The sequence below is a fragment of the Shewanella corallii genome (assembly GCF_023349125.1).
Classification (GTDB): domain Bacteria; phylum Pseudomonadota; class Gammaproteobacteria; order Enterobacterales; family Shewanellaceae; genus Shewanella; species Shewanella corallii.
Genome location: NZ_JAKIKT010000011.1, coordinates 84,416 through 105,219, shown reverse-complemented (window position 1 = coordinate 105,219; position 20,804 = coordinate 84,416). Strand labels below are relative to the sequence as shown.

23 protein-coding genes are annotated in these 20,804 nt (G+C 52.0%); 7 read left to right on the top strand and 16 right to left on the bottom strand.

Features of this window, described 5'->3' with window-relative positions:
- Positions 1-577 precede the first annotated feature (577 nt).
- Positions 578-1,024: an RNA recognition motif domain-containing protein gene (locus L2725_RS20825; RefSeq protein WP_115139096.1), complete on the top strand. Its 447-nt coding sequence runs from the start codon at positions 578-580 to the stop codon at positions 1,022-1,024.
- A gap of 2 nt (positions 1,025-1,026) precedes the next feature.
- Here L2725_RS20825 and murI read toward each other — a convergent pair whose 3' ends face one another.
- Entirely contained in the window at positions 1,027-1,830 is an 804-nt protein-coding gene (murI, locus tag L2725_RS20820; RefSeq protein WP_283164394.1) for a glutamate racemase, read from the bottom strand.
- Positions 1,831-1,963: 133 nt separating this feature from the next.
- Here murI and trmA point away from each other — a divergent pair, with 133 nt between their 5' ends.
- Positions 1,964-3,061 (top strand): tRNA (uridine(54)-C5)-methyltransferase TrmA, encoded by a 1,098-nt coding sequence (gene trmA, locus L2725_RS20815; protein WP_249250718.1) that lies wholly within the window; start codon positions 1,964-1,966, stop codon positions 3,059-3,061.
- A gap of 70 nt (positions 3,062-3,131) precedes the next feature.
- On the opposite strand, the gene fabR is transcribed toward trmA, so the two are convergent.
- Entirely contained in the window at positions 3,132-3,746 is a 615-nt protein-coding gene (gene fabR, locus L2725_RS20810; RefSeq protein ID WP_115139093.1) for an HTH-type transcriptional repressor FabR, read from the bottom strand.
- Positions 3,747-3,947: 201 nt separating this feature from the next.
- Between fabR and L2725_RS20805 the strand changes: the two genes are divergently transcribed.
- From L2725_RS20805 to mnmH, 3 genes are all read left to right on the top strand, one after another.
- A complete protein-coding gene (locus L2725_RS20805) occupies positions 3,948-5,057 on the top strand; it encodes an acyl-CoA desaturase (protein WP_249250717.1) in 1,110 nt (369 codons plus the stop codon).
- A 112-nt stretch (positions 5,058-5,169) separates the two neighbouring features.
- Positions 5,170-6,213 (top strand): selenide, water dikinase SelD, encoded by a 1,044-nt coding sequence (gene selD / locus L2725_RS20800; RefSeq protein ID WP_249250716.1) that lies wholly within the window; start codon positions 5,170-5,172, stop codon positions 6,211-6,213.
- Positions 6,213-7,313 carry a tRNA 2-selenouridine(34) synthase MnmH gene (gene mnmH / locus L2725_RS20795; RefSeq protein WP_249250715.1) on the top strand — a complete coding sequence of 367 codons (1,101 nt, stop codon included), beginning with the start codon at positions 6,213-6,215 and terminating at the stop codon, positions 7,311-7,313. Before selD ends, mnmH begins: the two co-directional genes overlap by 1 nt.
- A gap of 145 nt (positions 7,314-7,458) precedes the next feature.
- Here mnmH and L2725_RS20790 read toward each other — a convergent pair whose 3' ends face one another.
- Entirely contained in the window at positions 7,459-8,304 is an 846-nt protein-coding gene (locus tag L2725_RS20790) for a PfkB family carbohydrate kinase (RefSeq protein WP_249250714.1), read from the bottom strand.
- A gap of 279 nt (positions 8,305-8,583) precedes the next feature.
- On the opposite strand from L2725_RS20790, the gene L2725_RS20785 reads away from it, so the two are divergent.
- Positions 8,584-9,744, top strand: a complete 1,161-nt coding sequence (locus L2725_RS20785) for an MFS transporter (RefSeq protein WP_248937553.1) — start codon at positions 8,584-8,586, stop codon at positions 9,742-9,744.
- 65 nt (positions 9,745-9,809) lie between these two features.
- Here L2725_RS20785 and L2725_RS20780 read toward each other — a convergent pair whose 3' ends face one another.
- The 4 genes from L2725_RS20780 to nudE all read right to left on the bottom strand — a co-directional run bounded on the left by L2725_RS20780 (position 9,810) and on the right by nudE (position 13,024).
- Positions 9,810-11,096, bottom strand: a complete 1,287-nt coding sequence (locus L2725_RS20780; RefSeq protein WP_249250713.1) for an MFS transporter — start codon at positions 11,094-11,096, stop codon at positions 9,810-9,812.
- Positions 11,097-11,159: 63 nt separating this feature from the next.
- On the bottom strand, positions 11,160-11,612 hold the full coding sequence (locus L2725_RS20775; RefSeq protein WP_249250712.1) for a GNAT family N-acetyltransferase: 453 nt from the start codon (positions 11,610-11,612) through the stop codon (positions 11,160-11,162).
- On the bottom strand, positions 11,613-12,425 hold the full coding sequence (cysQ, locus tag L2725_RS20770; RefSeq protein WP_115139086.1) for a 3'(2'),5'-bisphosphate nucleotidase CysQ: 813 nt from the start codon (positions 12,423-12,425) through the stop codon (positions 11,613-11,615).
- Positions 12,426-12,478: 53 nt separating this feature from the next.
- Positions 12,479-13,024, bottom strand: coding sequence for an ADP compounds hydrolase NudE (gene nudE, locus L2725_RS20765; RefSeq protein ID WP_248937550.1), 546 nt, complete (start codon positions 13,022-13,024; stop codon positions 12,479-12,481).
- A 165-nt stretch (positions 13,025-13,189) separates the two neighbouring features.
- Here nudE and yrfG point away from each other — a divergent pair, with 165 nt between their 5' ends.
- A complete protein-coding gene (gene yrfG / locus L2725_RS20760) occupies positions 13,190-13,855 on the top strand; it encodes a GMP/IMP nucleotidase (protein ID WP_249250710.1) in 666 nt (221 codons plus the stop codon).
- Positions 13,856-13,915: 60 nt separating this feature from the next.
- Here yrfG and L2725_RS20755 read toward each other — a convergent pair whose 3' ends face one another.
- From L2725_RS20755 to gspF, 9 genes are all read right to left on the bottom strand, one after another.
- Positions 13,916-14,626 carry a type II secretion system protein N gene (locus L2725_RS20755; protein WP_115139097.1) on the bottom strand — a complete coding sequence of 237 codons (711 nt, stop codon included), beginning with the start codon at positions 14,624-14,626 and terminating at the stop codon, positions 13,916-13,918.
- A 68-nt stretch (positions 14,627-14,694) separates the two neighbouring features.
- A complete protein-coding gene (locus L2725_RS20750) occupies positions 14,695-15,171 on the bottom strand; it encodes a type II secretion system protein M (protein WP_115139083.1) in 477 nt (158 codons plus the stop codon).
- Complete coding sequence (gene gspL, locus L2725_RS20745; RefSeq protein WP_249250709.1) at positions 15,171-16,364, bottom strand: type II secretion system protein GspL; 1,194 nt, start codon at positions 16,362-16,364, stop codon at positions 15,171-15,173. The genes L2725_RS20750 and gspL overlap by 1 nt, the downstream gene beginning before the upstream one ends.
- A gap of 12 nt (positions 16,365-16,376) precedes the next feature.
- Positions 16,377-17,396, bottom strand: coding sequence for a type II secretion system minor pseudopilin GspK (gene gspK / locus L2725_RS20740; RefSeq protein ID WP_249250708.1), 1,020 nt, complete (start codon positions 17,394-17,396; stop codon positions 16,377-16,379).
- A 2-nt stretch (positions 17,397-17,398) separates the two neighbouring features.
- A complete protein-coding gene (gene gspJ, locus L2725_RS20735) occupies positions 17,399-18,151 on the bottom strand; it encodes a type II secretion system minor pseudopilin GspJ (RefSeq protein WP_249250707.1) in 753 nt (250 codons plus the stop codon).
- Positions 18,132-18,521, bottom strand: coding sequence for a type II secretion system minor pseudopilin GspI (gspI, locus tag L2725_RS20730; RefSeq protein WP_249250706.1), 390 nt, complete (start codon positions 18,519-18,521; stop codon positions 18,132-18,134). Before gspI ends, gspJ begins: the two co-directional genes overlap by 20 nt.
- A complete protein-coding gene (gene gspH, locus L2725_RS20725) occupies positions 18,502-19,089 on the bottom strand; it encodes a type II secretion system minor pseudopilin GspH (RefSeq protein ID WP_115139078.1) in 588 nt (195 codons plus the stop codon). The genes gspI and gspH overlap by 20 nt, the downstream gene beginning before the upstream one ends.
- A complete protein-coding gene (gene gspG, locus L2725_RS20720; protein ID WP_115139077.1) occupies positions 19,089-19,523 on the bottom strand; it encodes a type II secretion system major pseudopilin GspG in 435 nt (144 codons plus the stop codon). The genes gspH and gspG overlap by 1 nt, the downstream gene beginning before the upstream one ends.
- A gap of 55 nt (positions 19,524-19,578) precedes the next feature.
- Positions 19,579-20,802: a type II secretion system inner membrane protein GspF gene (gene gspF / locus L2725_RS20715; RefSeq protein ID WP_248937542.1), complete on the bottom strand. Its 1,224-nt coding sequence runs from the start codon at positions 20,800-20,802 to the stop codon at positions 19,579-19,581.
- Between the last annotated feature and the right edge of the window lie 2 nt (positions 20,803-20,804).

The following is a 20,804-nucleotide window of genomic DNA, read 5'->3' as shown; positions in this document are numbered from 1 at the left end:
GCGCGAACTTCGTTCATTGATGTCTCCAGTGAAGGAGAATAAGTCTTTGTCGACCTCATCAACTACTGTGAATGTCCACACAGATTGTCTAGTAATAAATTTTTAAAGAACGTCCGAGGAAGTTTATTTTCAACCCCGAGGGCTGCGTATTCTACACAACCGCTTTTTGGCGTCAAGCCCTTTTTTCATGAGCTTTTTCATCTGTCGATGAAATGCTCAGAAGAGGCTTTTCATGCTAGGGTCAGTTGCCGTTAGCGACCTTCCCTTTCGACCTGCTCATCAAGCTTTGCTGCCCGTTGTGCCGTGTCGATGGAGGCGCATTATAGGGAGCTGAATTAATTGAGCAAGGGCTTTTTATCGAAACTCAGCACGACTGCTCAGGAATTGAACTTTTCGAACAAGCAATAGACCACTACGGGCAATTATGCAGCAACTTGCGCCAGAAACTGTGACAAACACCTCCTGCTGCGGCTCAAATTTTCAGCAAGCCTATGGAGCTAAAGCAAATAATTCATTACCATGAACAAGGCTGTTAACAGCATTTACCTTATCTTCACATAATTTAGAGAAGAGTCTTATGCAGAAGTCATTTCTAGTTGTGGTTATTGCCGCATTTATCGGTGCTTTTGGAATTCATCAGTTTGCACCTGCATTCTCTGCTTCTATCGCTTTCTTTGCGGGCGCCATTATTGCTGCCCTGCTGTTTATGTTTCTTTCAGCATCTTCAGCCAAGAGTCAGGCCGATTATCAGGGACCTATGATGACATTATATGTAGGCAACTTGCCTTATCGGGTACACGAAGGAGAAGTAAAAGAACTATTTGAACAATATGGTGCGGTAAGCACAGTACGTTTGGTACGGGATCGCAAGACAGGTCGACGTAAAGGTTTTGGCTTTGTTGAAATGGCTGAGTCCGGCGCCAGGGAAGCTCTTGCCAAATTGAACGATTTCAATTTTCAAGAGCGTACCATTAAAGTGCGTGAAGCAAAGACCCAGGACAACGGCGACTCAGATAACAGTTGATCCTATTCTGCCGGGGGGAAGTAACTCAATTTGCTGAACCCCAGCAGCTCCAATCTCTCACATAAGCCAGGCTCAATATTCGCGGTAGTGTGGTATCCCAGCAGTAACCCCATCTTTTCAGTCACCATACTATTATCAGGTAACAGTGAGTCCACTCTGCGGGCGATAGCTTTCCCCGAATCCAGTAATGACACCTTGTCACCCAGGCACTCTCTCATCTCCTGCTTCAACATAGGGAAGTGAGTACAGCCCAGTACCAGCACATCAAGGCCAGTTTGCTTGATTGGTGCCAGGATTTTCATCAGGTCTTCATTATTAACCGGATCTCCTGCCATCTTTCGCTCAGCCAACAGCACCAACTCTGAACTGGCAAACAGATGAACCTGAGAATCACCGGCAAAGTCTTCTATCAATTGTCTGGTGTAATCACGTTTGATAGTACCTGGGGTCGCCAGCAACCCTATCTCGCCCACCCGACTCAACTGGGCCGCAGGCTTAATCGCGGGAACAACGCCAACTACAGGTATAGACAGTTGGGCGCGCAATGCAGGCAGAACCAAAGTACTGGCGGTATTACAGGCTATCACGACCAGGGCAGCATCAATTTGCCGGGCGAGTCTGACCACCAGGTCCACACAACCGGAGATCAAGACTTCATCCTGCAATTCACCGTAGGGCAGTCTTGCATTATCAAACAGGTACACATAATCCCGGCCGGGCAGCAGGCTACGGATCTCCGATAGTACGGATAAACCACCAATACCTGAGTCAAAAACAAGAATAGGCCGGAACACGCAAACTCCCATTGGCTGATAGAAAGGAGGGAAAATGAAATTTTCACACACTGGCTGGTGAAGCGTAAAGTGAAGAAACTGGACAACTGCTGGCTGTAGTATACTATTTGCGCCCCAAACGACAGACACAGGTGGTAAGAGACACATGAACTTTGCAGCTATGGACCCAACAAGCTATGACGCTCAGCTAAATGAAAAGCGAGCTTTGCTGGAACAGGATTTTGCCAAGTATCTGCCACCCGCTCTTGAAGTCTTCCCATCCGATCCAACTCACTACCGCATGCGCAGTGAGTTTCGTGTTTGGCACGATGGCGACGACCTCTTCTACTATATGTTCGACAATGTAGAAAAGGTAAAAATACGTACCGACCAGTATCTGCCTGCCGGTAAGCTGATTAACGAGATGATGCTCGCTCTGATGGAAGAGCTGCGTCCCAATCAGGTGCTGCGCCGCAAACTGTTCCAGGTTGATTTCCTGTCGACCCTGAGTGGTGAAATTCTGGTGTCTTTGCTGTACCACAGACAGCTGGACGATGCCTGGATGGAAGAAGCCCGGGCCCTGAAGAGCCGCCTGTCTGAAAAGTTCAACGTTAACCTGATCGGCCGCGCCCGTAAGCAAAAGTTCGAACTCGACCGCGACTTTGTGGTTGAGACCCTGAACGTTAATGGTCGCGACTACCACTATAAGCAGATTGAGAACTCCTTTACCCAGCCAAACGCTAAAGTGGCAGTAAAAATGCTGGAGTGGGCGCTGGATGTAACCAAAGACAGCAGTGGCGATCTGCTGGAGCTGTATTGTGGGAACGGTAACTTCTCTATTGCGCTGGCGCAGAACTTTGACCGTGTACTGGCCACCGAACTGGCCAAGCCGTCAGTGGACGCCGCCCAATACAATATCAAGGTAAATGGTGTTGAGAATCTGCAGATCTTCCGTATGTCTGCAGAAGACTTCAGCGAAGCCATGAGCACCGGCCGTAAGTTCAAACGTCTGGAAGGCGTAGATCTGAAAAGCTATGTGTGCAACACCATCTTTGTAGACCCACCACGCGCTGGTTTGGACCCGGACACAGTCAAGCTGGTGCAGGGCTATGAACGCATCCTGTATATCTCATGTAACCCGGATACTCTCAGAGACAACCTGGATGCCCTGAGCGAAACCCACAAGATCAGCCGTTTTGCTCTGTTTGATCAATTCCCGTACACCCACCATATGGAGTGTGGCGTACTGCTGGAGCGCAAATAACCGCGTCGCTTTAGATACAACAAAGGAGCCAATTGGCTCCTTTTGTTTTGTCTGTTGTTCCGGATAGCAGTTATTTACCATCCAGCTTGTGCTGAAGTGCCTCGGCACCTTTGGCGACCATGCGCAGTTGCATCACCAACTGCTCGGCCAGCTCTTTGCGTTCAACCCGCTTCATATCCAGAGCGGCAGCACCAGCGTTGAACACCAGGGTCACCAGAGCTTCAGCCTGGGCCCGGGCCAGCTCGGGATTGCGGCCGACTCTGTCTTCCGTGTAATGCGCCAACTCAGAAATAAAATGTTCTATCTCCCGGGCAACCGCAGCGCGGAAAGCGGCGGAGGTGCCAGAACGTTCGTGCAGCAAAATGCGGAATACGTTGGGGTTGGAATCCAGTACTTCCATAAAGGTTTCCACCGAAATACGGATGACACTGCCACCGGCCTCAGCACGCTGGCGTCCTTTACGCATCATCTGTCTCAGCGTCAGGCCACCTTCATCTACCATGGTCAATCCAAGTTCGTTCATATCCTTGAAGTGACGATAAAAAGAGGTCGGTGCGATATTGGCTTCCCGGGCAACCTCCCGCAGGCTCAGACTGGAAAAACTTCTTTCCGCACTCAGCTGGTTAAATGCTGCATCAACCAAAGCCCGTCTGGTTTTTTCTTTTTGTTGCGCTCTGATCCCCATCCTGCCGCTCACAATAATCTAAGTGGAATCAGCAAATAATACCGATTTTACAAACAAAACACAGCCCCGGCAGCAGAAGCTTCGGCCTGTTCCCACAGGCTGCAGCAACTGGTCTGTTTACATTGGCGTTACCTTGACGCATCAAAGGTTTACTACTAAATTGGCTTACAGATGTACGCTCAAAACAGAAATGGAAATCCAATGAAGCGAAAACCCCCTGTTCTTTGGCTTAATGTAGCCTTCTTTGCCCTGACCTTTTTTGGTGCGCTGATATTGGTGCCCTGGCGGGGATTCACCCACGGTTTTGACGGAATGGAATGGCTGGCCTTTGGTTTGCTGGCATTTTTCAGTGGACTGTCGATTACCGCCGGTTATCACAGACTCTGGTCTCACAAGACATACAAAGCCAGTGCCCCCGCCCGCTTTCTGTTTGCCCTCGGCGGCGCATTGGCGCTGCAAAACTCAGCATTACACTGGAGCAGCGACCACAGGGTTCACCACAAACATGTGGATGACAACGACAAAGATCCCTACTCCGCCAATATGGGCTTCTGGTACAGTCATATCGGCTGGATGCTGAGGGAGTATCAGGCTCACAGGTACCACGACTACAAGAATGTGCGGGATCTGCAGAATGATGCCATCGTTATGTGGCAGCACAACCACTACCTCAAGCTGGTCTTACTGATGAACATAGGCCTGCCGGCGTTTCTGGGTTGGCTCAATGGCGACATACTATCCATGCTGCTGTTGGCGGGATTGATGCGTCTGGTACTGGTTCACCACTGTACTTTCTTTATCAATTCTCTGGCTCATATCTGGGGCAGCCAACCCTATACAGACAAGAACACAGCCAAGGACAACGGGGTTTTGGCCTTCTTTACCTACGGCGAGGGCTACCACAATTTCCACCACATCTTTGAGTACGACTATCGTAACGGCATTAAATGGTGGCACTACGATCCAACAAAGTGGCTGATCAACTTGCTGGCCTGGTGCGGTCAGGCGAAAGATTTGAGGAAGGTCCCACAGGAAAGAATCGAAACCGCCATGCTGCAGATGCAGCTCAAGCACGCCAGTAATAAAGTGGCGCAACTGCCAAATTGTGATGAAGTGCTGGAGACCTTGCAGTACGAGTACGATGCCCTGAGAGAAAAGCTCAGCAGCTACTACCAGGCCAAAAAAGCGCTGCTGGATGCCAGACGTCAAAAATTGTGTGTCCAGCAACTCAACGAACAGGTGTTAGCACTTAAAGTTCAGCTTGCTCAGCAAGTTAAACAGTGGCGACAGCTGACTCATCAGTACGCCTGAGCCACAAAACCAAGTTAAAGCCTGACGGCCACCTTGCATGGTGGCCGTATCTGATTATTATGGTCGCCATTAAACTCCATACAGATATGTCCCACATACAGGTTTGTGAACTATGGCAGAGTCCGGCATCAAACTCACTGAATACAGCCACGGCGCAGGTTGCGGCTGCAAAATTTCCCCCAAAGTTCTGAGCACCATTCTGGCGTCCCAGCTTCCGGTATTTAAAGACCCCAATTTGCTGGTCGGCAACCAGAGTCGTGATGATGCTGCCGTTTACAAGCTGAACGACGAAACCGGCATAATCAGTACCACTGACTTCTTTATGCCGATTGTGGACGACCCATTTACCTTTGGCCGGATCGCGGCAACCAATGCCATCAGCGACATTTACGCCATGGGCGGCACACCTATTATGGCAATCGCCATTCTGGGCTGGCCGGTCAATGTACTGAGCCCTGAAATCGCCCAACAGGTAGTAGATGGCGGCCGTCAGGCCTGTGCCGACGCCGGTATTATGCTGGCAGGTGGCCACAGCATAGACGCGCCTGAGCCTATCTTTGGCCTGGCGGTGACAGGTCAAATCCCGTTGAACGAACTCAAGCAGAACGACACAGCCAAAGCTGGTGATCGCCTGTATCTCACCAAGCCGATCGGTATCGGCATTTTGACCACAGCGCAAAAGCAGAAGAAGCTGGCTGATGAAGACGGGCATATTGCCGTCGACGCCATGTGTCAGTTGAATAAGATTGGCGCCCGTATCGCCAAACTGCCGGGCGTGAATGCCATGACTGATGTCACCGGCTTTGGTCTGGCAGGTCACCTGCTGGAGATGTGCCAGGGGGCCGATGTCCATGCCTCAGTAGATCTTGCCAAATTGCCACTGCTGGAGAAGGCCAGACATTATCTTGAACTGGGTTGTGTACCCGGTGGCACCCACAGAAACTTCGACAGTTATGGTGAACACCTGCCCCAACTGACCGATGAGCAGAAAGCACTGCTGTGCGACCCACAAACCAGTGGCGGCCTGCTGGTTGCCGTTAACGCCGATGGTGAAGCAGCACTGCAGGAACTGCTTAGGAGTGAAGGTATAGAGCCTGTCTGTATTGGCACTCTGATAGCCAAGACTAATCAGGATCAGTGGGTGGAATTGATCTGATGAGTCAGAACATCATTCCCGCCGGTCAGTATCGCGACATCTTTCTTGCTGACCGTCCCATGATCGACAGCCGTGCGCCCATTGAATTTACCAAGGGTGCCTTCCCGGCTTCGGTCAACCTGCCATTAATGACTGATGGTGAACGCCAGAAGGTGGGCACCTGTTATAAAGAGCAGGGTCAGGAAGCGGCAATGGAGCTGGGACATCAACTGGTTCGCGGCAAGATTAAGCAGCAACGTGTCGATGCCTGGATTGACTTTATCCGGGCCAATCCCAACGCCTATCTGTATTGCTTCCGCGGTGGTCTGCGCTCGCGTATCACTCAGCAATGGATTAAAGAAGCCGGTATCGAGATCCCCTTCGTTGAGGGCGGATACAAGGCGATGCGACAATATCTGATCGAGGTTATCGAGCAGAATCCAACTCGCGTTCCCATGATGATTCTCAGCGGCATCACAGGATCAGGCAAGACTGACTTCCTGCAACTGCGCAAAGAAGCCGTGGATCTGGAAGGCATCGCCAACCACAGGGGTTCCAGCTTTGGCAAAAAGCATGATCCTCAACCTTCACAGATTAACTTCGAAAACCAACTGGCCGTGGCTTTGCTCAAGCATGAAGCTGCCGGACACCAGCGACTCTTGCTTGAGGATGAGAGCTTCCTCATTGGCCGCAACGCCATTCCCAAGCCATTCCATGAACAGATGCAGCAGGCAGACGTGGTGGTATTGGAAGAAGCCTGGGACGACAGACTGCAACGTCTGCTGAATGATTACGTCATTATTATGCATTCTGGCTATGTCGAGCGCATGGGTGACGAAGCCGGTATGGAAGCGTTCAAAGATTATCTGGTGCGCAGCCAGAAAGGTATCGAGAAGCGCCTTGGTGGCAAAGCGGCAGCAGAGATCCGTCAGCAGGTCGAAGATGCGCTGGTGATGCAGGAGTCCCGTAACGACCTCTCAGGTCACTTATTGTGGATAGCCCAGCTGCTTGAGCTGTATTACGACCCTATGTACCACTTCCAGATGGAGAAGAAAGCGCCCCGAATTCGCTTCAAGGGCACTCATCAGGAAGTGCATGAGTGGCTGGACAGCCTTAGCTGAAGAAGCAAACATCTGAAGAAAATCCCCGGCCAAAGGCCGGGGAGACAAGAACGGATGTTCATGAAAACGAGATTACATCAAGCTAAAGCGGGACCATTATGGTGTCGGATAATGACACCGGGGTGACATACTGTTTTCATTAAGATTAAAGCTCATTGTCGAGATAAGTTTTTAACAGTTTGCCCGGTACTGAGCTTTCGGTCGCCACCGCCATCGCCCCCCACCTTGCCGCCTCGGCCATTGCATCAGCTAAAGAGTGACCTGACAGTAACCCATGTATCAGACCACCGGCATAGGCATCGCCAGCCCCGGTATCGTCTACCAGCTCAGCTTCGACCGCCGCAATACGAACCACACCTTGGGATGAGCACAGGCTGGCGCCCGCTTTCCCATGAGTGACCACAAATGCCTGCAGCTGCTCTCCGGCAATACTCAGTGCAAACTCCCACCATGAAAGTTCACTGCGTCCGGCCAGATCAGACTCAGATGCCAGCAAAATATGGCAGGGACGATGACGATTATCTTTAGCCAACTGCGCCACCACCAGGCAATGGTTCAGGGCGGTTTTGGCCCAACTGACTGAACCTTCGGCGCTGGAATTAATATAGAGCGCATCCCAGTGCTGCCAACGTGGCGGTGCCGGCAGTTCAAACAAAGGCCGCTGAGGACGAATAATGGTACGTTCTCCATCTGGGCTCATCATCAGCATCATCTCGCTGGTACTGCCCTGAAGACGGGACACCAGATGACAGTCCAACCCACGGGTGCTGGACTCAGCCAACAACCAGTCTCCAACTTCATCACGGCCGACCTGGCTGACCAAAGCGACTCTGTGACCAGCCCACACCAACCCTAACCCTGTGTTGGCACCACCACCGCCCAGACGACGTCCCATATCCTCATAATGAAAACGTCCGCCGGTAACCAATGGCTTATCCAGTCGCAAAATGCGGTCACAATTCAGATTGGCAACCAAAACAATATTTGCCATTAAAATATCCCTGTTTTTTACCTAATTCAATGTTATGAAATGACGCCTTTAGCATCAAGTTGCTCTCAAACTATCAAAACCACTTGTTTTTGGGTCAAAAGCTCTCCTTTTTCGCCCCGTTTCCGAACAAAAAACACGCAAATCAATATGCTGGAAATCGTGCAATTTTATTGACCGTCAACGCAAAATTAACTCGCTTTACCAGTGTCAGAATCGGACTTAGAGTCGCGCCGAATTTATCACCATTTTTTCTCTTTTTCCGGAGCACCCAAGGTGGGAATGAGCACGACTTCCTCCAGTAAAAACAGCACTTTCGTTCCGGTTGCCGGTCTGAGTGTTTTCGCATTGGCATCAGGCTACTTAATGAGTCTGATCCCGCTTTCATTGCCATCCTTCGGGCTGGAGATTTCCCTCGCCCCCTGGTTGGCCAGCGTCTTTTATTTGGGCCTGTTATTGGGTGCAACCGGTATTGAGCCTGTCGTTGCTAAAATTGGCCACAGAATTTCATTTATTCTGTTTCTGGCAGCCCTGTTATCGACCATTTTGTTGATGATTGCTCTGCCCAGCGCCGAAGTCTGGATGCTGGCCCGTTTGTTGGCGGGTATTGCTGTTGCCGGTGTATTTGTCGTGGTTGAATCCTGGCTGTTGATGACCGACAGCGCCAAACAGCGCGCCAAACGCCTGGGCCTGTATATGACCTCACTGTACGGTGGCACCGCCATCGGCCAGCTGGGTATTGGTCAATTCGGTACCCAGGGACTACTGCCATACACTCTGGTTTGTATTCTGATCGCGACAGCTATCCTGCCACCTCTGTTGGTGAAAAAAGGCCAGCCTGCAGCGATGGAGCATCAGAAAATTGCCTGGCGCGATGTAAAGAACCTTAGCCGTCCGGCCATTATGGGTTGTTTGGTGTCAGGCCTGACCATGGGTCCAATATACGGCATGCTGCCAATTTACATCAAAAACCAGACAGGTAACGAGACTCAAACCGGTCTGTTGATGGCTATGGTGATTCTGGGCGGTATGATGGTGCAGCCTTTGGTGAGCTACCTTTCTACCCGCATGAGCAAGAGCCTGCTGATGGCCCTGTTCTGCCTGTTGGGTGCCGCCAGTGTGTTTATGTTGGTCACCGCCAATGACAATATCACCATGGCGATTGGCTACTCGCTGCTGGGCGCCAGCACATTTGCTCTGTACCCGGTCGCTATTACGCTGGCCTGTGACTCTATGAGCACCAGCAAGATAGTCGCAGCGACTCAGTTTATGCTGTTGAGCTACAGTCTGGGCAGTGTTGCCGGTCCTATGCTGGCATCCGTGTTCAAGGATATGCAATTCAGCCTGTTGATGTATCTGGGCATCTGTTTGGCCAGCACCTGTATTTACATGCTGATCAAAAGCTTTAAAGCCCCGAGAGATCAACAGCCACTGGCCACCTGATACAGAGATCGAATCCATAGAAAACGCCTCCAATTGGAGGCGTTTTTTTATCTATCGTCAGGGGATTACGCCCTGCGGAACAGGTACTTCACGAAGGCGAGCCGGAAATGCACGCTGCCTATGTAGAGAAGTGAAATCACCAGCAGATTAGCCAGTGCAATCAAGAGGAAAAACTCAGGGATACTCCAGCCGAACACCTCTAACAACACAATAGCCAACGCCGCAGAACCAATCATAAACAGCGCATTGAATATGTTGTTGGCAGCGATCACCTGGGCTCGCTCGGCCGGCCTCGCTTCAGCCTGAATAAAACTGTACAAAGGCACTATGTAGATGCCTCCACTGACACCTACCATAAACAGTGAGCCTAAAAGCCACCAGTGAGCCCCTGTGGCGGCAAAAGCTCCCAGAGTGTAGCTTCCCTCTGCCGGTGGGTTGACCCACATCAGGGAAGCATCCAACGCGCAGCCAAACAGCATGAGTCCCAATGCCCCCAAAGCCACCAGTCCCAATTCCACTTTGCCCCGTGCGAGCTTCACCGAAAGAAATGACCCAGTCCCAATCCCAAGGGAAAACAGTGCAAGCAGCAAGCTCACTACAGCGGGTGTGGCAAACAGTTCACTGCGGGTAAAGTTGGGGAACTGAGTCAGATAAATAGCCCCGGCAAACCAGAACCAACTGATGGCCAGAATCGCAATGAATATCTGCTTTTGTGACTTTACTGATTTAAGTATTTGCCAGTTGCCTTTGCGTTCAGTCACCTCACCAAGTGGCGGCAGAGACGGAATAAACTGACTGGCAATTAATCCAAGCAGAGCAAAGGCGACCACAGCCACAGCGCTGATAGTCTGAGCCTCAAAGGCGGACATAATCAGCCCGGCCCCCAGCGTACCGCCAAGAATGGCCATAAAGGTGCCTACCTCAACCCAGGCGTTGCCTTGGACCAATTCACCCGGTGCCAGTGATTGTGGCAATAAAGCATACTTTACCGGCCCAAAGTAAGCTGATTGGGTACCCATAAGAAACAATAACCCCAACATAGCCAGATAACTCTGAGTCAAAATAGCGAGAGCCCCTGCGCCCATCAGCAGCAGTTCAATCCACTTCAGACGGCGGATAAGCCAGGCTTTGTCACGACTGTCAGCCAGATGCCCGGCATGGGCAGAGAAGATAAGGAAGGGCAGAATAAACAGGGCTGCAGCAAGATTGACGAACAGATCCACCGACATGGGCAATGAATCCAGACTCGCCCAGGCGATCATCAGCAGTAACACGTTCTTGTAAACATTATCGTTGAGCGCGCCCAGGCACTGCACGACAAAGTAAGGGAAAAAACGTCTGCTGAAGAACATAGGTTCACAATCCTTATTCAGTGCATTCCTGGACCGAGACAGGCCAAGCTCGCCCTGTCAGCGCTATAGTTGCAAGGCCATCAGCATTCTGGCCTCGTCCGGACCAAAGTAATCGTCCTCGAAACCAATTTCAACAAAGCCTTCAGCCTCATACAGACACCGGGCAGGGTTATCAGGAGATACCGTCAGCATTACCCGCTTTACCCCATCAGGCACAGCAGAGATACCGGCACGGATAAGCTGTTTGCCTATGCCTTTACCTCGATATTCGCTGGATACTGCCAGTGACAGTATCCAGAAATCCTCAGGGTTGGCGGCTCGCACGGCCAGCTGATAACCCGCCAACCGACCCGAGTCGCTATCCCGTGCCAGCATCAAACCGTCATGCCAACAATCGAATACCTGGCGAAAGAAAAAGTCAGGGTAAGAGTGACTGCCAAACACCTGCTGTTCGAGCAAAAAAACTGCCGCCAAATCAGATTTGGCGGCAGCGTCGATAGAAATTACGGGATTCAATCAATGACCTTCCAATATTTTATCCCAGGCCAGTTGTGGCGCTCCCACCACAATGAAATTGGGATTTTCCATAGTCTCCCTTTCATTGTAACTCAGTGGGTTAAGCGTGATATCCATTAACTGGCCGCCAGCTTCTTCAACTATGATCTGGGCCGCACCCGTGTCCCACTCGCCGGTTGGACCAACCCGCACATAACAGTCTGCCCGGCCCTCTGCCACCAGACAGGACTTAAGCGCTGCACCACCCATGACAACCAATTCACAGTGGCGGGGATCATGAAACAGTCGCAATACAGATTGGGGGTCCTGACGGCGACTGACCGCCAGTCGTAATGCAGGATGCTCTGAGTCCAGAATAGGATGGCTGCTGATGCGAACCTCCCCCTGGTCACTGCGCTTATAGGCACCCAGCCCGGCAATGGCGTAGTAGCAGACGCCCGTCATGGGAACATAGACCACGCCCATAATGGGCCTGTTATGTTCAACCAGGGCAATAATCACTGAAAAATCACCGCTACCGGCAATAAACTCACCTGTACCATCCAGCGGGTCGACCAGCCAGTATCTCTGCCACTTACAACGCTCACTCAGGGCAATATCGGCGGCCTCCTCCGAGAGCACGGGAATTTCCGGCGTCAGTGCTGACAAACCTGAAAGAATAATGGCGTGGGATGCGAGGTCAGCTGAGGTCACAGGCGTATTGTCGGCCTTGATCTCCCGGTCGAACTCCCCACCCAAATAGATTTCACGGATCTTGGTGCCAGCCTCTGTGGCAACATTGATAACGGCTTCAATCAGGTTTTCAGGCTGCATAACTACTCCGGTCACTGCCCAGACATTTCCGGTGACCCGGAAAAAGATGTTACTTAAAGTTTTAGATGCTTTTGCGCCAAAAACAATGCGCTAACGCTACGGGACTCAGAAAAATCTTCCCGCTCCAGTAGTTGCTCCCATTCCTGCTGCGGCCAGGGCACCACTTCAATCGGCTCAGGCTCATCGCCTTCCAGCTGGCTTTCTGTCAGCTCTTCGGCCAGAAATATCTGCATCTTACTGGCAAAATAACCGGGAGCCAGGCTCAGCTCTTTCAACAAAGTCAGCTTGCCAGAGGCAAAACCTATCTCCTCCTGAAGCTCGCGGTTGGCGGCCTCAGCGGGTGTTTCACCGGGATCGATCAACCCCTTGGGGAAGCCAAGCTCGTAGTCATGTGTACCGGCCGCATATTCCCTCGCCAGCAACAATTTTCCCTGATGCACAGGCACCACCATTACGGCGCCGCGGGTTCCACCCTTCATTCGCTCGTAAAAACGCTCCACATTATTGGAGAACTTCAAATGCACCTGCTCAACCTGAAACAGACGACTGCGGGCAACCACTTCCCGGTGGAGAATTTCAGGCTTTTGCCGTTGCGACATAGCGGCCTCTTAGCATAGGGTGATAATGGATGCGGACCCTGTCAAAATCCCTCTGAACTCAGTTCGCACCTTAATTAAGTTGGATACAATTAATCTTACTATTCTGTTTTTAATCCACAACTGTAATTTACTCTCTCAAGAATAAGAAAAAAGGAAAGGTATTCAATGCTTCCCTGGGACAAAATTGACACTGTGCTGCTGGATATGGATGGCACCCTGTTGGATCTGCATTTCGACAATCACTTCTGGCTGCAGCTGGTTCCCCGGGAGCTGTCGCGGGAAAAAGGGATCAGTATCGACGAAGCCAGAGCTTTGGTGGAGGCTCAGTATGAGCAGGTCTCCGGCACTCTCAACTGGTATTGCCTGGATTACTGGCGTGACACACTCGGACTGGATGTTCTGGCACTGCACCGGGAGATGGTCGAGCGTATTCAGATGCGGCAGGACAGCATGCCGTTTCTGCAGGCCCTGGAGCAAGCCGGCAAGCTCAGGATTCTGGTCACCAATGCCCACCCCGACAACCTACAACTTAAGCTCGAGCATACCGAGCTGAGGCGCGGACTGGATAAAATGATTTCCAGCCATGAAACCGGCTATCCCAAGGAGCACCCCGCATTCTGGACCGCGTTGTTTGAGCAATTTGAACTTGAGCCAGAGCGCTGCCTGTTTATTGATGACAGTGAACACATACTGGCTGCCGCCCGCAAAGCCGGAGTGGGTTTCCAACTGGGCATCAAAAATCCCGACAGTCAAAAGCCCCACAAAGCGTTTGCCGACTTCCCGGCAATTGACGATTACCACTTGTTGCTGGAAGAGCTGCAAAGCCAATAGGCACAGGGCAATAGACATTAAAAAAGGGCGCATCAGCGCCCTTTTCATTAAGGTAATCAATCACAGCCCGGGGATCACGCCGGAATAACGGATAGTGTAGTAGCCATCCTGATCCTGTGGGCCAAGGAAACCCAGAGCCTGCTTCAGGTCACCCGGCTGTGCATCGGTTTCACGAATCTTGCCATTAACCAGCAGCTTGTTATTCTCGCCAACCGTCACTTCACCTTTGACGCCGAGTTGATTACTGTTCTCATCGGTACTCAGCACCACCTCACCATCCCGACAGGCCAGTCCAAGTTGGATGTTGCCCAGCGGGTAATCACCAAACTGGTTTTTTACTGCCAGATGATTCAGGAATACTTTACCCGTCAAGGCTTCACACCAGGGCTGGCCTTGCTCCAGCTCAGGCACAATCAAACTGAGTTCGCCATCAACCTTGGTTCTGAAGGGCAGTCTGGCATTGCCAATCAAAAATCCACTGGGGGCTTCAAAACGTAGATCTTCAGCCTGAATACCTGACATAGACCAGGATACCAGTCCCCGTCCGGCAACTGCACTGGCTCTGTTGCCTACAGACAGTTCAGCAGACACTTTCCCCATCAACAGAGGTAAAAACTGCAGATTCCAGTTCACCTGCTCCAGTTGACGCCTGTCAACCGTGACCATATCGGCGCTGCCATCCCAGATGGTACCTGTAACGCCGGCGACTTTAACCTGTGGAGGCAGGGGTGCCAGTTGCACCGCAACCCTTGCGGGAAACAGGGCGACCATAAACACCAGGTAAATCAGCAACCCCAAAAGAATCTTTTTAACCACGCTTACTTCCTGTTTATTGTCGTTCAGCGAGACAACTGCACCCGGCGAACCTGAACATAGCCGGGGGTGTCGGTAGAGGAAACATCCAGATTATCCAGTGCCAGGCCTTTTTGCTGCACCAGTTCGTTCAGATAACCCAGGAGTGCATCAAAAGGCACATCATCCATCCAGAGTTGGATCTTGTCTCCCTGTGGCTGCATACGGGTAATTTCCAGACCATACTTGGCGGCAGAACCTGTAACCGCTGAACTCAAGCTTCCCCGAAATGCTGCCTGACCACCACTCTGGCGCAACGACATTATCTTATTGGCCGTTTGCTTTACATAGCTGAGTGTTTGTTGCTGCGCCTGCAGCTGACGGCGGGCGTCCTCTTCGGCGTTGGCAATTGGGGTCCAGATTCCCCAATACAGCACACCAATCACCCCAACCACGGCAGCGGCGGACAACATTTGCTGCTCGCGCTGAGCCAGACCCGCCCACCAGGCTTTGAAATTTTCCATTACAGACTCCTCAGGGTCAGAGTGCTGGTCACCTGATCATCACTGCTGTTCATAGCGCCGGCGCTGACATCAAAATCTTTACCGGCCAACTCTCTGAACTTCTCTATCTGCCCATAGCTCTTGGCGCTGACCTGCATACGTAACTCGCCGCGATTGCTGTCGAACCTGAGGCTGTCAGGGCGCAATTCAGGCACCTGATTAAAGGAACCCTCGAGAGATACCAACATGGCAAACAGGCGATCACCACCGCCCTGCCCCTGAAGTTTACCCAGCTCACTCTTCATCTGACTGCGCAGGTTCACAATACGGCTGCTGCCGGGCACGGCTTTGCGATAAATGCTCTCAGTCTGGGCTTTCAGCTCGGCAATCTGCGCGTCGATCCGATAGATATTGATCCCCTTGTTCGCCAGAGCCAACACCACCACAATACCCGCGGCTATGGCCGCATTTCGCCACAGGGTTAAATGCTTGCTGAGCTCACGCTTGGGCTTATAGACCCCGCTGAGCAGGTTAATTCCAGCCTGTGGCAACCCCCTGGCCAGCACCTGCAATGGCAGCTCCAGCGGTTGCTCATGCACCTGAGTACCCGGAATTGTCATGCTGGTATATGTTGCGACAGAGACTTGCTCATCGCCGCCTGTCGGCAGCAGTCTGGGCACTATCACTTCGGACCAATCAGCCGGAATACTTTGCCCGGAACCAACAGATGTTCTCAGCAGAAGTTCACGGCCAAACATCATGGCTGCCCACTGGCAATCGGCCAGCGGCAGTGCGAGACAGTCTGGCACTATCACTCTGGCCTTGAGCCCTGCTTCGGTTAACCACTCCAGCCAGTTCTGCATCTGCTCATGGGTTACCGCGACCACGTTCAGCTGCTCACCTTCCCGGGCGCCCACCACAAAGTGCATCTGCTCGACATTATCGACCAGTTGTTCTTCCAGCATAAATGGCAGAGCTTTCAGTGCCTGACGCTGACCTTTCTCAGGCAGAGTTACCTGAGTCATGGCCAGTGCTGCGCTGGACACCAGCACTTCTACCGGACGATTGCCGGCGCGCTCAGTTAATGAGCTCAGTTCACCGGCATTGGCCAGCTCACCGGAGGCGATAATCTCCTGCTCCTGCTCTGACCACACCAGCCAGGAACAGGGCTGTTCGTAAGCACTTCCCAGGTGGATAAATAACCGTTCAATCACACTGACTCTCCATCAGCTACGCTTCTCTTCGGCAGCTTGCTTGTCTTCTGTTTTGTTCTGGGCGCCAAACTGGCGGGTAACCACTTTAAACTGGCCACCTGAATTCTTCAGCACACTCTCCATCTGGAAAATGGCGTTGTCGACCCGGGCACCTGCATGCAGCAAAAAATACTTACTGTCGACCACGATACTGGACTTCATCTTGGCATCAACACCGGCTCCCGGGTTGGCGTCAGTCCAAAAATCTTCAAGATTTTCATAACCTGCGGCAGGGCGTTGACCTATCAGATTTTCCGCTTCACCCACAGAAATCTGATTATCAAACATGGCCGCCAACAGTGCGGCCTGCTCTACATCAACCGTGTTGATGTTCAACACCTGATCGCTGTTACCCGGTATCACACACACATAGGGCGCCAGCGCCTGATAAACTTCCTGCGTCACACCCATTACGGCCCGCAACTCACTCTTGTCATTCATCAGAGTATTGGCCGCGCGATAGGGCACAGTGCGGGACTCATACTCAGAATCTTCAGCGCCGAAAGGACTGGCGACTGTGTCTTCGTCCAGATAATCTTTTACCGTATGGCTGAGGCTTTCAGCCATAAAGTCATCCATACCCAATGCCACCAAAAGCGCCTGAAACTGGCGGGTTGGCAGCGGCATTTTAGGCTGACCATTCTCATTCTCTTCGCTGGGCTGCGACAAGGCATTGAGGTTAAAACAGCTGCGAAGATCCTTCATCTCGCCGCCAATCTCGCCATATTCAGCCGGGAAAACAACATCGGCCAGCGCCCAATACTGCTGCAGATGCACCGTACCGTCGGCGTCATCCATATCCTGTTTTAGCACTTTCTTCGCCAGCTCTTCGGCGCTGATGGCGTACCAGTAAGCCTGATCATATTGGGTCAGGTTCATGGTGCGGCGCACAGATAACTGGTTACGACCGGTAATATCTGCAGCTATCACCGCTATCACCGCCACAATCAGCAGCACAACCAGCAGGGCGACACCCTTTTGTTTTTTAATCATGATCAGGTCCCCGGCTTTTGCTCACCACCGCCTCCGGAACCACCAGAGCCGGAACCGCCGGAGTTATTACCACCTGTGTTGTTGCTACCAGAGTTATTTCCGCCGTTGTTGCCACCATTGTCATCGTTATCGGCTTTAACACTGCCCTGCTCAGGCAGCAGGAACTTGCGGGTGACAACCCCAAGACCATCCAACTCAACTTCCATGGCGATCGCCTTTGGCATCACACTGCCATCGGCGGTTTTCTCCCAACTGTCGTTGAGAAAAAAGGCATACTTCACCTCTAACACCTTATCCATCAGCACTGTCTTTTCAGGTTCAGCACCCAGCTCAGGATCCGGATAGGGGTAATACCAACGCTCAAGCCTGTCTTCCACATGGACATAAGCCACGGCCTGAATGCTACCTCTGGGCAGTATTCCCTCTGGGTTCAGCCAACCCAGTCGGTAAAAACTGATCCCTTCAGACTGCGAGTCCAACAGGTTGGGACCAGCCTGAAAAATCGTGTTACTACGGCCGCCTTCCAGCAACCGGGGACTACGGGCCACCATCTGTGCCAGATCCCGGCTAATGGCACCAAACCCCTGTTGCATACCTTTCAGTCGCAACGAAAAATCCTGGGTTACCTGATCATTGCGCATCACTGTTTGCAACACGGCATTGGCAGTGACACCCAACATGGCAAAGATGGCGATGGCAATCAGCATCTCCAGCAGGGTAAAACCCCGGCTGCCTTTACTCCTGATTCGCCACATAACTGCTCACCTGTGCCTTGATACGCTTAAATCTCTCATCATCACTGACGCTGATACGTATCATGCGAAATTTATCGTCTGTGGTTTTCACCACTTCCCGGCGCCAGTACCACTCCTTACCCGCCAGTTCCTCTTTGCCATTTTTCTTGCCTATGGCAGGAAAAGGCTCGCTGAGTCGGGCATCAACCATCTGGTTGTCGGCTACCCATTGCGCCAGGGTTCTGTCTTCCAGCACCGGCATGTTGGACATCATCTCTGCCAGTGTCTTGGTGATGGCTACTGCCGCAATGGCAAATACCGCCATGGCAACCATCACTTCCAGCAGGGTCATCCCCCTGCCGGATTTGAATTTAATTCGCCGGGTATTCATCTTCTCTGCCCAGCGTCAGTCTGCCCAGTGGATTGGCCACCACCAGAACATCAATATCTTTGTTGTTGTCATCCCTGCCGAGAAAACTGAGCTCAAAGCCACTCATCTCGCCGCTGGGAAACAAAAAAACCTGTGGGTCCAGCTTCTTTTCCTTCTTGGTAAAGCCGACATCCGCCTCTTCAAAGGGCTCATCAAACCAGGAGGTTTCCTCTTCATCCTCCTGCACCAGTGGTAAACCTTCCACCACCAGACTCAATTCGACCGGCTCTTCAAATTCGCGGCGGGAGACCATACGGCCATCCTCCAGAGGAACCCATTTACCTTCCCGCCTGAGCACAAACTCATAGCTGTGATCTTCCACCACCAGACCAACAAACTGACCGCTCATCACCACCTCGTCCAGCACCAATTCAGTGGTTGCCACAAACTGCCTGGCGTGACGCTCCAGCTCTTTTTCAGGCCCGGCGTTGTTTATCGACAGGGTAACGGCTGATGCCGCCAGCCCCATCAACAAAATGACCAGCAGAACCTCAAGCAGGGTAAAACCCGCCTGGCGGGATGACTGCATTACTGGAAGCTCTGCAGGTTCCAGCTACCGATATCGTCTTCAGTACCTGGTTGACCGTCAGGACCCGAAGAGAAAATATCGATCTTGCCGTTTTCACCTGGGCTCAGCAGCAGATAATCATTGCGCCATGGATCCTGTGGCAAACGCTTCAGATAACCATCTTCACGATAGTTGCGTGGCTCAGGAGAGATACTTGGCTTTTGAACCAGTGCATCCAGACCCTGCTCAGTGGTTGGATAAACACTGTTGTCCAGCTTGTACATATCCAGAGCATTTTCCAGTGCAACAATGTCAGATACCGCCTTCTGCTGATCTGCCTTGTCCTTGTTGCCCATCAGGTTGGGAACTACCATGGAGGCAAGGATCCCCAGGATCACGATCACCACCATCACTTCCAACAGGGTGAAACCTGTTTGTCTGTTGCGCCTTTGCATTGTCTACTTCTCCTTAAAAGGTGACGCCATCAGGGTCACATAAAACGCTTTGCTGTCAGCCGCTGATCATATTGTTGAGCTGCAGAATCGGCTGCAGGATGGCCATTACGATAAACAGCACCACCCCCGCCATGGATACCACCAACATGGGCTCAAACACCCCCAGGGCGATATTGACGTTGGATTCAAATTCTCTGTCCTGGTTGTCTGCAGCCCGCTCCAGCATCTGCTCCAGCTCACCACTCTTCTCGCCCGAACTGATCATGTACAGCATCATGGCCGGAAACAGCTTGGTATTGGTTAACGCCGCTCCCAGACTGGTACCTTCACGCACTCTGGCTGTGGCGTCCTGAACAGCGTCTCTTACCCGCACATTCTGCAATACATCGCTGGCAATGCGCATGCCGTCAAGCAAGGGCACAGAGCTGGCCGACAAAATACTTAAGGTACGCGCAAAACGCGCCGTATTCAGCCCTTTGCTGACCTTACCAATAACCGGCATTTTCAGCAGGCTGGTATGGTATTTCATTTTGAAGCCGGGCTTCATCAGCAACCGCTGGAACAAGATAACGGCTGCTGCAATAACACCCAGAATGATCAAACCATATTGCTGCAGAAACTCGGAGCTGGAGATCAGCAGTCGTGTTGTCCAGGGCAATTCCTGTCCCATATGAACGAACTGATCCACCACCTTGGGCACCACGGCAGTCAAGAGCACGGCGATCACCCCAATGGCAACCATGGTCAGCACTATCGGGTAGATCATCGCCTGGGTAAGCTTGGACTTCAGCTGTTGTCGGCGCTCTGTGTAATCAGCTAGACGATTCAATACCACTTCCAGGTGACCGGATTTTTCGCCGGATGCCACCATGGCACGGTAGAGATCATCAAATACATGGGGAAACTCGGCCATGGAATCGGCCAGAGAGTAACCTTCAACAACCCGGGAGCGAACCGCCATAATCATGGAGGCCAGCCTGTCTTTCTCACACTGCTGTCCCACAGCCTTGAGCGCTTCTTCCACTGGCAAACCGGCAGCTACCAAAGTCGCCAGCTGACGGGTGAGCAGTGCCAGTTCCGCCGTGGAAACCTTACGCTTGAACAGACGCAGGCCACCAGTGGCACTGCGGGTTTCCTTTTCGACTACGGGCTGAATATCCAGAGGCATCAGCCCCTGATCTCGCAGCTGAGTACGGGCATGACGGGCAGTATCAGCCTCAATCACCCCTTTGTTTTGCTTACCTTTGCGGTCCAGTGCTTTGTATTCAAACGCCGGCATGG